Below are 12,200 nucleotides of genomic sequence, written 5' to 3'. Positions count from 1 at the left end.
GATGGCATACACCAGTATCATCCCGGTCAGCCGTCTGGACAATTCCATCACGTACATCCGAAACAAGGATAAGACCACCAAGAAAGGGCAGAGTGCCGGCTCTCTGGAAGAAGCCATCGATTACGCCATGAATCGGGACAAGACGGAGCGTTCCGTTTTTGAGGATGCCATCGGCTGCGTCTGTGAGACTGCCTATCAAGATATGGTAGCTACGAAGAAACGATACCACAAGATGGACGGAGTACAGGGGTACCATCTGGTGCAGAGCTTTGTCAAAGGGGAAGTCACCCCGGAGCTTGCTCACCAGATCGGCATGGAAATGGCAGAAAGGCTCCTTCAGGGAAAATACGAAGCAGTCATCACCACCCATCTGAATACGGAGCATTACCACAACCACATCGTGTTTAATTCCGTGAGCATGGAAGATGGGAAAAAGTACCACAGCAACAGCAGGAGTTACTATGAGGATGTGCGGAAAGCTTCGGATGCCTTATGCCTGAAATACGGCTTATCTGTCATCGAACCGAAAAACGGCAAAGGGAAATCCTATGCACAGTGGATGGCAGAACAGGACGGAAAGCCGACCTGGAGAACCTCGATCCGTCTGGACATCCGGGATGCTGTGGCAGAGAGCTTCACATGGAAACAGTTTCTGGAACAGATGAAGCAGAGGGGATACCAGTGGAAGCTGAACCGGAAGTACATTGCATTAAAAGCACCGGGGATGGAACGGTATATCCGTCTGCGGAGCCTTGGGAAGCATTACTCGGAAGAGAGCATCCGGCAGTGGATCTTGCAGCCCAAGAGCAGGATACCTGCTGGAAAAGAAGGAGATTCCAGATTCCCGAAAAAGAAGTTAAAAGGGATACAGGCCCTGTACTATTCCTATCTGTACCAGATGGGTGCACTAAAGCAGAAGCCGAAAAGGATTTCCCCGGTGCTCCGGGCAGACATCCGAAAACTGGATGCCAGGATCGAGCAGATGGAATTTCTACAGAAGCATCAGATTACTAGCCGTGAAGAGCTACTCGCCTACCGCACATCGTTGGAAGAGAGGGTACAGGCACTCACGAAAGAGCGGAAGCGGCTCTACCGGAGCGAACCGGACAGTGTCAGGATCGGTCAGATCACCGAAGAACTGAAGCCGCTTCGAAAGGATATCCGCATTTGTATCCGGATCGAACAGCAGTCCCAGGAGATGGAAGAAAAGATGCGTCTGGCAGAGCAGATCCAGAGACAGGAAGAAGAACAGACGGAGAAAAACAGAAAACCGAGAACAGAAAGCAGGTGAACAACATGAATTATGGAGGCGATGCGGCGGACCAGATCGTCCGGTATTCCCTAGACGGCGTGGACCACGGGCTCAGGCTTTCGGGTACGCTGGCAAAGCATCTGGCGGTATTTGTTGCCGCCGTATTAAAAGACCAGAAGAAAACGAGGGGCAAGACCAGAATGGTGCGGATGTTAAAGGAGAACAAGCCATTGAAGTTCTTCACTGTGCCATCTGACCGCCTGCGTGAATTCTGCAGTGAGGGCAGGAAACGAGGACTGCTCTATGTGATCATCCGGGATAAAAAGAACCCGGAGATGAGCGAGGTCATGGTCTTTGCCGATGATGCAGCCAAAGTCAACCGTGTCATGGATAAGATGAACCTTGATTTTGTAAGGAGCGAAGTCGGGGAAGCTGTCCATGAGGTAACCGCCGGAATGGAAGCACCGGAAACCGAAGCAGTACAGGAAACTGTGCAGATGCCGGAGGGCGAGGTGCAGTTTGAAATCAGCGATCTGGACGAAGCATTCCAGGTCGGTGACATGGACTTTTCTGAAGAGGAAAAGAACCAGAATCATCCCGAAAAGGAGTTTTCCGAACCGGAAAATTTTATCCCGGTGCAGGAAGAGGGGGAAGAGAATCTGTCCGGCTCTTCCTTGCACAGCAGAAATATTTCTACCGGGCAGGAAAAAGGGACTGATGCAGGGCAGAGGGAACAGGAGCGTCCCAGTGTCCGCCGGGAGCTGGAGAACATCAAACGGGAGAAAGCAGAGGAATCCCAGAAGCGGAGCCGGGAAAAGAACCGTGGACCAAGGAAAACGCAGAAGAAAGCAAGAAAGAAACGAAAGGTGAAAGCGAGGTAGGAGATGGACCTGACAAAATTTTTAGGGCAGGACTCGCAGGAGCAGTCCGCCCAGCGGTTATCGAAAGAAGAATATGCCGCACAGAAAAAGCAGGAGAGGGAAGAAATCTGGGGTATGATCGATGGAAAGGCACAGGAGGTCTTCCAGAATGGGGACTCCTTAAAAGGATTCCTTGATTTTATGGGACAGTGCAAGCCGCAGAGGACAGACAACCTGTTCCTGCTTTATGCACAGAATCCGGAGATCCGGCAGGTCAAGACCTTTGAAAAATGGAAGGAAGAAGGCAAGGTAGTCAAGACCGGAAGCAAGGGATACAACTTCATTGTCGGACAGGAATATGAAAAGGACGGTGTCATCCAGCAGGGGTACTCCATCCAGAAAGCCTATGACATCAGCCAGATCCGTACCAAGCAGCCAGAAGAGGCAGAGCCAAAGCCGATGGACCAGCTGATGGAAGCACTGCTGACCGACAGCGAGGTACGGATTCAGATCGCAGACAATCTGCCGGATAAGGTACAGGCACAGTACATCCCGAATAAGCGGACGATCTATGTCCGAAATGGCATGAGCGAAAATGCAACGTTCCATTCCATCAGCCGGGAGCTGGCCTGTGCATCCCTTGACCATCACGATGGAAGCTACAGCCGGGCAGGGGTATCGGCACAGGCCTATTGTGCGGCGTATGTGACAGCACAGAAATACGGCGTGGATGTCTCCGGTTTTTCCTTTGACAAGGTATGCCAGATGCAGGCATTCGGACAGAAAGATCCGAAAGAACTCCGCTCCTTTATCCAGGATGTAAAGAGTGCAGCCTATTCCATTGGCAAGCAGGTAGACCGCAACCTTGGCAAAAGCGAGCAGGAATTTATGACCGATGAATTTGCCATCCCGGAGGAAAAAACGGAGAAACCTGCCAAGAGTAAAAAGTCTCCGGAACGCTGATAAAAAGGGGCTTTTCCGGCTCTTTTGCAGTAGCTTTCCGGGAGGAAGTGTGGTATGTTGTGGTTGAGAAAAAAGAGGAAAAAAGGAGGCTCGCCTATGACAAGAATGCGATATGTAAAGATGGACCGGATCATGAACCACATGCTGATCCATGCACTCCGGGAAGTGTTCCGGCAGGAAAAAGAACAGGGGCTTCCGGTGGATACCACACGGGATCTGGTTCTGAAGCTGGCAGAGCAGGAAGAGGGAAAGCTCTACCTGACAGAAGCCGAACACAGCAAATCCGTGGAAGCCTTAAACCAGCTCCGGGACACATACCTGAAAAACGGACGCTATTCCGATGGGATCGACAGCGTCCTGTTAAAGATCATGAAATCCAGATACCGCCCATACCGTGGAAGGGGAAGATGAAGAAAGGATGTGGTACAAATATACAGAAATATGACACAAGAAAGAATAGAAGCCATGCGGAGAAGATATCCGCCGGGAACCGAGGTCATGCTTAACAGCATGGAGGGGGAGAGCCACATGCCACCCGGCTTAAAAGGTAAGGTGGATATGGTAGACGATGCAGGGCAGATCCACGTAAACTGGGAGAATGGAAGCAGCCTTGCCCTCGTTCCGGGAGTGGACAGCTTCCACATTACGGACCTGCCAAGAGCAGAGAGGCCCAAACAGCAGCCATCCCGGTAACAAACAGCCGGAAGTCAGACTGGGTGATTTGGCTTGCCGGACTGCCTGTCATCTGGTGGGTAGCAATCCTGCTTGCGGATGCCATCCAGCCGGGCAGGAATCTTTTCGAGCTGATGGAGGTTCTCACAGAAAAGCTGAACCATCCCTTCCAGTTTCATTATACGGAATACACCATCAAGTCGATGCTGGTCTGCACGTTACTTTACGCAGCCGGGATCGGCATTTTTTATTCCAGTCAGAAGAACTACCGCAGAGGGGAAGAACATGGCTCTGCCAGATGGGGCGATGCCCGGCAGATCTGTAAGAAATATAGCAAGAAGCCGTACTCCCAGAACATCCTGCTGACACAGAACTTCCGCATTAGCCTTGACACCCACAAGCACCGCAGATGTCTCAACATTCTCGTAGTGGGAGGCTCCGGTGCAGGAAAATCCAGAGGCTTTGCCCTGCCAAACATCATGCAGTGCTGCTGTTCGATGGTCATCACCGATCCGAAAGCCGAGCTGCTCCGAAAGACAGGCGGTCTGCTGGAAAAGAAAGGATATGAGGTGCGTGTCTTTGACCTCATCAATCCCGACACATCTTTTTGCTACAATCCATTCGAGTATGTCCACGATGACAAAGACGTGCTCCGTCTTATTTCCAATCTGATACAAAACACCACACCCAAAGGTTCCCAGTCCTCCGATCCCTTCTGGGAGAAGAGCGAAACCGCACTGCTTCAGGCACTGATGCTGTATCTGCTCCACGAAGCTCCGCCGGAAGAACAGAACTTCGCCATGATTATGGAGATGTTAGGCTCGGCACAGGTAAAAGAAGAGGACGAGGACTACGAGTCCCCTCTGGACATTTTGTTTGACCGTCTGGAGATGCGGGACCCGGACAGCATTGCCGTCAAGCAGTATCACATTTACAAGCAGGCGGCAGGAAAGACCGCCAAGTCCATCCTGATCAGTGTAGGTGTCCGGCTGGCAGCCTTCAATCTGCCGCAGATTGCCAAGCTGACCAATACTGATGAACTGGATCTTTCCAACATGGGAGAAAGAAAAGTTGCCCTTTTCTGCTGTATCCCGGATGCAGACACCTCTTTGAATTATCTGGTAGGCATGATCTACAGCCAGCTTTTCCAGACGCTTTATTACATGGCAGACCGTGTGCATGGCGGTGCCCTCCCGGTTCCGGTCAACTGCATCATGGATGAGTTTCCAAACGTATCCCTGCCAAATGAGTTTGAGAAGATCCTGGCAACCTGCCGTTCCCGTTCCATTTACTGCAGCATCATCATCCAGAACATGAGCCAGCTAAAGGCTCTGTTCAAGGACTCCTGGGAAAGTCTGGTGGGCAACTGCGATGAGTTTTTGTACCTGGGCGGCAATGAAAAAGAGACACACAAATATGTATCAGAATTACTGGGGAAAGAAACCATAGACACCAACACCTACGGGCAAACCAAAGGAAAATCCGGCAGCTACTCCACCAACTTCCAGCAGAGCGGAAGGGAGCTGTTACAGCCGGATGAAGTCCGTATGCTGGATAACCAGAATGCACTTCTGTTTATCCGCGGGGAGCGGCCCATACTGGATGCCAAGTATGACCTGATGAAGCATCCCAACATCCGGTATACCGAGGACGGAGGTGCCGGCCCGTTCAATTATGCGAAAGCACCGCTGGCGCATGACGATTTTACATTTGACGAAACAAGATATGACGATTACGAACTGCTTCTGGATGAGGACATCATCGGGGAGCTTTTTTGATGGGAGGAATGCCAATGAATTTACTGAAAAATAAGAAACACACAGAAATCAGGAAAGAGACCGCACCGCTAAAGATGAAGAGAGGGCAGAAGAAACTGTTTGCTCTGTATGCAGTCATGGTACTGTCGATCTGCATTGGGGCGACCTGCGTTTATGCCGCAGGCGATCCGCTGACCGTAGTCAATAACCTATCCACGTTTATCTTTTCCCTGATCCGCGCCATTGGCCTGATTCTGCTGGGATTTGGTATCGTGCAGGTCGGTCTGTCCTTAAAGAGCCACGATCCAAGCCAGAGGGCAAACGGATTTTTGACACTGGCAGGCGGTATCATCATTACCTTTGCAAAAGAGATCCTGGACCTAATCATGGGATAGGAGAAGAGTCCAGAAGGGGAGCCATGCGAAATGCCGGCTCCCTGCTCACTTTTGAGGATGGGAGGTGAAACTGTTTGAGTGATAACTGGATCGTACAGAATCTAAATTCTGCCTTGCAGACCTGGAGCGACAAGCTGGCTGAAATCTGGACACTGCTGACGCAAAGCCCGGAGAATTTCAAGGGCGGGGCAATCTGGAGCGTGATGACGAACATCAACGGTGGACTGAAAGCCATCGGGTACGGCCTGCTGGTTCTGTTCTTTGCGGCAGGGCTGGTAAAAACCTGTGGGAGTTTCACGGATATGAAAAAGCCGGAACACGTAGTGAAAGCCTTTATCCGTTTTGCACTGGCACAGGGAGCCGTTATGTCCGGCATGGAGCTTCTGACAGCGATCTTTTCCATTGTGCAGGGCATCGTGACCAACATCATGTCCCACTCCGGGATGGCAGGGGGAACCGTAACGGAACTGCCCTCGGAGATCGTGGACAAGATCGAAGCGGTCGGGATGCTGGAATCTATCCCTTTGTGGATCGTAACTTTATTAGGAAGCCTGCTGATTACGGTATTGTCATTTGTCATGATTCTGACTGTATACGGGAGAATGTTTAAGCTGTATATGTACACAGCCATCGCACCGATTCCATTGGCAACCTTTGCCGGGGAGCCAACCCAGTCTGTAGGAAAGAACTTTATCCGTTCCTACGCCGGGGTATGTCTGGAAGGAGCCATCATCGCACTGGCCTGCATCATCTTTTCGGTGTTTGCATCAAGTCCGCCGGCCATCGGGGACACCAGCCTGTCCGCCGTGACCATTGTCTGGAATTACGTCGGGGAACTGGTATTTAACCTGCTGGTACTGGTCGGGGCAGTCAAGGCATCCGACCGTATCGTAAAAGAAATCATGGGATTATAGGAGGCGAAAAAAATGGAAGAACCAAAGACACTGAGCTACGACTGGCAGTATGGCCGGGAGGAATTATTTCTCAGGGTAGACAGTTACATGAGCGATGACAATCTCTATATCGGGCTTTACCATATGGAAGATGGATACCCGGAAAGCTTTGCAGACCTTACGGTAAACCTGCCTTTTGCTCCGCTGGGCGGTATCAATGAAGCCTATATCGACCACAATTTCAGCAAAGAAAAGCTTCGTTTTATAAAGCAGCATAAGCTGGGAACGATACAGCCGGATACCGCATCCTCCGGTTACTGCATCTTCCAGAGGGTTGCATTCGACCTGAAAAAACTGGCAGAGCTTGATCCGGAAGGAACAAAAAGATTTATGGAAAGAAATGGCATCCGGCAAAGGGATGTACCAAAACAGAAACAAAAGAAAAAACAGAGATTACAAAGAGAAAGGTAGGAAACAACATGGAAGTGAAAATGAATAAAGAAATCCGAGACTATCAGGAGTCAATGTTCTGGGGCTTAAGCTTCCGGCAGTGCTTATTTTCGGTACTGGCGATCCTGGCAGCCCTTGGAATCTATTTTGTCACCCGGAAATATGCCGGGGAACAGGTAACCGGATGGCTGTGCGTGCTTGGGGCGGCTCCCTTTGCAGCCTGCGGCTTTTTCCGTTACCACGGCATGACGGCAGAACAGTTCGCATGGGCAGTCATCAAATCCGAACTGCTGTACCCGAAACGGCTGGTATTCAAATCAGAGAACCTGTACTTTTCCTGCATGGAAGAGAGCCTGCGGCTGGGTGAAAAGATGATGGGAAACGGAGCGGAACTTCTGGAAAAGAAGCGGACGAAACAGAAGAAACCAAAGAAGCGAAGAGGAAGGGGTGATGCCTTTGATTAAAACCCTGAGTCAGACACTGAAACAGGACAAGGAAAAATTTAAAGTACCGAAGTCTGTCCAGCAGGCCATCCCGATTCGCAAGATCTGGCCAGATGGTATTTTTCAGGTGGAGAGCAAGTATTCCAGGACATTCCGGTTTACGGATATCAACTATTCCATTGCCAGTAAAGCGGATAAGACGGAAATGTTCCTGGACTACTCTGAACTTTTAAATGCACTGGATTCTGGCTGTACGGCGAAGATCACCCTGAACAATCGTAAGATCAACAAGGAAGAGTTTGAGCAGTCCCTGCTGATCCCGATGAAAGGGGACGGTCTGGACGAGTACCGGAAAGAGTACAATGACATGCTCCTTTCCAAGATCTCCGGTACCAACAACAGTATCTACCAGGAACGCTATCTGACCATCAGCGTCCACAAGAAAAACATCGATGAAGCCAGAACCTATTTCGCACGTGTGGGAACGGACATCATCACCCATCTGGCCAAGCTGTCCTCTATTGGGGAAGAGCTGGATGCAGAGCAGAGGCTACAGATCTTCCGGGACTTTTTCAAGGCAGACGTTCCACAGAGTTTTCCATTTGACATGAAAGCCTTTGCGAAAAAAGGACACAGCTTCAAAGACTGGATCTGCCCGGACACAATGGAATTCCATAACGACCATTTCAAGCTGGGCGAGCAGTACGGCAGAGTCCTTTTTATGGAAGATTACGCCAGCTATGTAAAGGATGAGATGATCTCCGAACTGTGCAGCCTTGGCAGGAACCTGATGCTGTCCATTGATATCATCCCCGTACCGACAGACGAAGCGGTGCGTGAGATCCAGAACCGACTGCTGGGCGTGGAGACAAACGTCACCAACTGGCAGAGACGCCAGAATGCCAACAATAACTTTTCAGCCGTAGTTCCCTATGACATGGAGCTGCAGAGAAAAGAGACCAAGGAAATGCTGGACGATCTGACCACCAGGGATCAGAGGATGATGTTCGGCATCCTGACAATGGTACATATGGCAGACAGCAAGAAACAACTGGACTCCGATACGGAAACCCTGTATTCCATTGCGAGAAAACACCTCTGCCAGATGGCAACTTTGAAGTGGCAACAGGTCGATGGACTGAATACCGTCCTGCCGTATGGCCTGCGGAAAATCGATGCAGTGCGTACCCTTACTACAGAATCCACCGCCGTCCTGATCCCGTTCCATACGCAGGAAATCATGCAGCCGGGAGGCATCTATTATGGGCAGAATGCCGTCAGCAAAAATATGCTGGTGGCAGACCGAAGGAAGCTGTTAAACGGCAACTCTTTCCGACTGGGTGTCAGCGGCTCCGGCAAGAGCTTCTCGGCAAAAGAGGAGATCGTAGACCTTGCCCTTTCCACGGAAGATGACATCCTCATCCTCGATCCGGAGTCGGAGTTTGCTTCTCTGGTGGAAGCCTTAAACGGAGAGGTCATCCGGATCTCGGCAACCTCGGATACCCATCTGAATGCACTGGATATGGATTCTGCCTATGGCAATGACCGAAATCCTCTGATTGAGAAGTCAGAATTTATCCTTTCCCTGTTTGAGCAGCTCGTAGGAGCCGGAAACCTTTCGGCAAAGGAGAAATCCATCCTTGACCGCTGCACCGCAGATGTGTACCGGGATTATATGAGGGGCGGTTACAAAGGGCAGGTGCCGACCTTAAAGGACCTGTACCGACAACTCATGCTCCAGCCGGAGGAAGAAGCCAGAGGGCTGGCTCTGTCTTCGGAACTGTTTATCAATGGCAGTCTGAACACCTTTGCCCAGGAAACCAATGTCAACACGAAGAGCCGTATCATCGACTATGACATCCGGGAGCTGGGCGAACAGCTGATGCCCCTTGGCATGCTGGTCACATTGGATTCGATTTTTAACCGTGTGATCCAGAACTGGAAGAAGGGAAAAACGACATGGATCTTTGCGGATGAGTTTTATCTGCTGTTCCGCTATGAATACAGTGCGGACTTTTTCTACCGCCTGTACAAGCGTATCCGTAAGTATTCCGGATTTGTAACCGGACTTACCCAGAACGTTGAGGAACTTCTGAAATCCGATACCGCCCGCCTGATGCTGGCGAACAGTGAGTTCCTGATCCTTTTGAATCAGGCTACCACCGACCGGGATGAGCTGGCGGCACTTCTGAATATTTCAGACAATCAGTTATCCTACATCACCAATGTGGGTGCCGGCCATGGTCTGATCCGCTGTTCCGGGAATCTGGTGCCGTTTGAAAATTCGTTTCCAAGAAATACAAAACTGTACCGCCTGATGACAACCAAGCCGGGCGAAGCGTAAGAGCGGGACAAGCCGGGACTGGAGGTGAGAGATGAAGGATATCAAAACCAAAGAAGTTACAACAAAACCAAAGACCAAAAATCCTGCCTCCAGAATCCCCAAGGAGCTGATGCGGACGGCCATACTGGAGAGCAAGGAAAAATCCCAGACCATCGCAAATGCCAGGGACAATGACATGGGAGAACAGTCCCCATCCGAATATGCCAGTGGGAAAGTCACATCCGCAGAGGAATGGGCTGCAAGAAAGACAGGCAGAACTGTAACCAGAGCCGGAAAGACAGCCGCACAGACTTCCTACGAGAAGATCAAACAGAGAGCCGCTGGCAAAAAAGAAGCGGAGAAAGAAACCGCCAGAGGAACAGGGGACACACAGACCGCCAATCCTGCCAGCCGGGAAGCTCAGGAAGCACAGATCCGGGAAGTACAGATCCAGGAAGCCCAGCGGCAAAAGGTGGTTTCAGATGCCGTCAAAACGAAAGAGCAGAAGATCCGGGCTGCCAGGGAGACACCAAGAATCCAGAACAGACAGGAAATAGCAGAAATGAAGCAGCTCTCCATCCGAGAACAGAGCCGGAAGAAGGAAGCAAAAGATACAGTAAGGCAGACCGCCATCCGACAGAAACAGCCGGAAACCATTCGGATTAAAGAAAAACCAAGGAAACAGCCGGAGCCGAAAACCATACAGAAGCGTATCATCAAGACGGCTCCCCAGTCTGCGAAGATCAGCGTCCAGCCAGAGCAGAAGCTCCGTGCGGCCAGCTCCAACGCCCTGACAGCCCGGATGCAGAAGCAGATGGAACGAAGGGCAGCGAAACAGGCGGCGAAGAAAGCAGCCTTGCAGACTTCTGATGGAATCCGTCGGATACAGAAAACGGCAAGGGCAGGGGAGAATACATTCAAGGCAGCTAGGGCCGCCGTGGAAGTGGCAGCGAAAACCGTGCAGTCCATGATGGCTGCACTGGGAGCCGCCGGAGCAGTTATCGTTCTTTTATTGGTTATCATGGTTGGAATCATTGGCGGTGCGGCATTTTCAGGAAGCTCAGAGAGCAACGAAGCATTGAGTCAGGAAGTCCTTTCCTATACAACAGCTATCCAGAAATATGCCAACCAGTACGGAATCCCCGAATACGTTTCCGTGATACAGGCAATCATGATGCAGGAATCCGGCGGCCGGGGAACCGATCCCATGCAGAGCAGTGAGTGCCCATACAACACTAGGTACTCCAACAGTCCCAATGCCATCCAGGACGCAGATTACTCCATACAGGTAGGAATCCAGTATTATGCAGACTGCCTGAAGGAAGCCGGATGCACCAGTCCACAGGATATGGATAAGCTGAAACTGTCCCTGCAAGGATATAACTACGGCAACGGATACATAACGTGGGCGATACGGAAGTATGGCGGTTACAGTGCCGAAAATGCCCTGCAGTTCTCCAACGAGCAGGCGGCTTCGCATGGATGGAGTGCCTATGGCGACCCAGAGTACGTCCCACATGTCCTGCGGTATTATTCCAGCGGCGGATTGTTTGCCGGCCTGTTTGGAGGCAGCGGCCAGATCGTATCGGTGGCACTTACCCAGCTTGGAAATGAGGGAGGCCAGAAGTTCTGGTCGTGGTATGGCTTTGACAGCCATGTGGCATGGTGTGCCTGCTTTGCCAGCTGGTGTGGGGATCAGGCAGGACTCATCGAGAGCGGCAAGATGCCAAAATTCTCCCTGTGCGATGATGGAATCGCATGGTTCCAGAGCAAGGGAAAGTGGAAAAGCCGGGGATATTCCCCAGCACCCGGAACCCTGATCTTTTTTGACTGGAACGGGGACGGAACCTCAGACCATGTGGGAATCGTGGAGAAAACCGAAGGCAGTACCGTATACACCGTAGAAGGAAACTCCAGCAATGCCGTGAACCAGAGAAGCTATAATATTAATAACGGAACAATCATGGGATATGGTATACTTTGAAAATAAAAATATAAGTTATAACCTATGAAGAGAAATTTGATATGTACAAGTTGACTTTTTTATTTGATTGAAATTTTAATTTTATATGAAATGAAAAGAACCAGTGAGAGAATCGTTAAATTTCACTCACTGGCTCAATTCGTTTCAAATTTTTCGGACAACTCTGTCAGTTCTTTCACCGTTTCCTGGGTGTGATGCAGCAGGGTGT

General features: G+C 50.7%; 12 protein-coding genes. All 12 read left to right on the top strand.

Annotation, left to right across the window (positions count from 1 at the left end; all coding sequences use genetic code 11):
* Window position 1 precedes the first annotated feature (1 nt).
* The 12 genes from G4417_RS09525 (at window position 2) to G4417_RS09470 (ending at window position 11,992) form a co-directional block, all read left to right on the top strand.
* On the top strand, window positions 2–1,291 hold the full coding sequence (locus G4417_RS09525) for a relaxase/mobilization nuclease domain-containing protein (RefSeq protein WP_008400045.1): 1,290 nt from the start codon (window positions 2–4) through the stop codon (window positions 1,289–1,291).
* A gap of 5 nt (window positions 1,292–1,296) precedes the next feature.
* Entirely contained in the window at window positions 1,297–2,133 is an 837-nt protein-coding gene (locus tag G4417_RS09520; RefSeq protein ID WP_008400044.1) for a PcfB family protein, read from the top strand.
* 3 nt (window positions 2,134–2,136) lie between these two features.
* Window positions 2,137–3,075, top strand: coding sequence for an ArdC-like ssDNA-binding domain-containing protein (locus tag G4417_RS09515; RefSeq protein WP_008400043.1), 939 nt, complete (start codon window positions 2,137–2,139; stop codon window positions 3,073–3,075).
* A gap of 96 nt (window positions 3,076–3,171) precedes the next feature.
* Window positions 3,172–3,486 (top strand): hypothetical protein, encoded by a 315-nt coding sequence (locus G4417_RS09510; RefSeq protein WP_015513376.1) that lies wholly within the window; start codon window positions 3,172–3,174, stop codon window positions 3,484–3,486.
* Between the two features lie 30 nt (window positions 3,487–3,516).
* Window positions 3,517–3,768, top strand: coding sequence for a DUF4314 domain-containing protein (locus tag G4417_RS09505; RefSeq protein WP_008400041.1), 252 nt, complete (start codon window positions 3,517–3,519; stop codon window positions 3,766–3,768).
* On the top strand, window positions 3,759–5,525 hold the full coding sequence (locus G4417_RS09500) for a VirD4-like conjugal transfer protein, CD1115 family (protein ID WP_349093466.1): 1,767 nt from the start codon (window positions 3,759–3,761) through the stop codon (window positions 5,523–5,525). Before G4417_RS09505 ends, G4417_RS09500 begins: the two co-directional genes overlap by 10 nt.
* Window positions 5,525–5,899 (top strand): hypothetical protein, encoded by a 375-nt coding sequence (locus tag G4417_RS09495; RefSeq protein ID WP_008400039.1) that lies wholly within the window; start codon window positions 5,525–5,527, stop codon window positions 5,897–5,899. Before G4417_RS09500 ends, G4417_RS09495 begins: the two co-directional genes overlap by 1 nt.
* Window positions 5,900–5,973: 74 nt before the next feature.
* Window positions 5,974–6,813, top strand: a complete 840-nt coding sequence (locus tag G4417_RS09490; protein ID WP_008400038.1) for a hypothetical protein — start codon at window positions 5,974–5,976, stop codon at window positions 6,811–6,813.
* A gap of 12 nt (window positions 6,814–6,825) precedes the next feature.
* The gene (locus G4417_RS09485; RefSeq protein ID WP_015513380.1) at window positions 6,826–7,263 is read left to right on the top strand and encodes a DUF4313 domain-containing protein; all 438 of its coding nucleotides are present in this window, start codon (window positions 6,826–6,828) and stop codon (window positions 7,261–7,263) included.
* 8 nt (window positions 7,264–7,271) lie between these two features.
* Window positions 7,272–7,706, top strand: a complete 435-nt coding sequence (locus G4417_RS09480; RefSeq protein WP_008400036.1) for a PrgI family protein — start codon at window positions 7,272–7,274, stop codon at window positions 7,704–7,706.
* The gene (locus G4417_RS09475; protein WP_008400035.1) at window positions 7,693–10,029 is read left to right on the top strand and encodes a VirB4-like conjugal transfer ATPase, CD1110 family; all 2,337 of its coding nucleotides are present in this window, start codon (window positions 7,693–7,695) and stop codon (window positions 10,027–10,029) included. The genes G4417_RS09480 and G4417_RS09475 overlap by 14 nt, the downstream gene beginning before the upstream one ends.
* Window positions 10,030–10,060: 31 nt before the next feature.
* Window positions 10,061–11,992 carry a lysozyme family protein gene (locus G4417_RS09470; RefSeq protein ID WP_008400034.1) on the top strand — a complete coding sequence of 644 codons (1,932 nt, stop codon included), beginning with the start codon at window positions 10,061–10,063 and terminating at the stop codon, window positions 11,990–11,992.
* The last annotated feature ends 208 nt before the right edge of the window (window positions 11,993–12,200 follow it).

This window comes from Blautia wexlerae, assembly GCF_013300825.1.
GTDB classification, from domain to species: Bacteria; Bacillota; Clostridia; order Lachnospirales; family Lachnospiraceae; genus Blautia_A; species Blautia_A wexlerae_B.
The sequence above is the reverse complement of the archived record's forward strand: the minus strand, read 5'-3'. Positions and strand labels throughout refer to the sequence as shown.

Coding starts and splice junctions, on each gene's coding strand:
- G4417_RS09505 (WP_008400041.1), top strand. CDS start 3,517: ATGACACAAGAAAGAATAGAAGCCATGCGGAGAAGATATCCGCCGGGA.
- G4417_RS09480 (WP_008400036.1), top strand. CDS start 7,272: ATGGAAGTGAAAATGAATAAAGAAATCCGAGACTATCAGGAGTCAATG.
- G4417_RS09475 (WP_008400035.1), top strand. CDS start 7,693: ATGCCTTTGATTAAAACCCTGAGTCAGACACTGAAACAGGACAAGGAA.
- G4417_RS09485 (WP_015513380.1), top strand. CDS start 6,826: ATGGAAGAACCAAAGACACTGAGCTACGACTGGCAGTATGGCCGGGAG.
- G4417_RS09520 (WP_008400044.1), top strand. CDS start 1,297: ATGAATTATGGAGGCGATGCGGCGGACCAGATCGTCCGGTATTCCCTA.
- G4417_RS09495 (WP_008400039.1), top strand. CDS start 5,525: ATGGGAGGAATGCCAATGAATTTACTGAAAAATAAGAAACACACAGAA.
- G4417_RS09515 (WP_008400043.1), top strand. CDS start 2,137: ATGGACCTGACAAAATTTTTAGGGCAGGACTCGCAGGAGCAGTCCGCC.
- G4417_RS09525 (WP_008400045.1), top strand. CDS start 2: ATGGCATACACCAGTATCATCCCGGTCAGCCGTCTGGACAATTCCATC.
- G4417_RS09510 (WP_015513376.1), top strand. CDS start 3,172: ATGACAAGAATGCGATATGTAAAGATGGACCGGATCATGAACCACATG.
- G4417_RS09470 (WP_008400034.1), top strand. CDS start 10,061: ATGAAGGATATCAAAACCAAAGAAGTTACAACAAAACCAAAGACCAAA.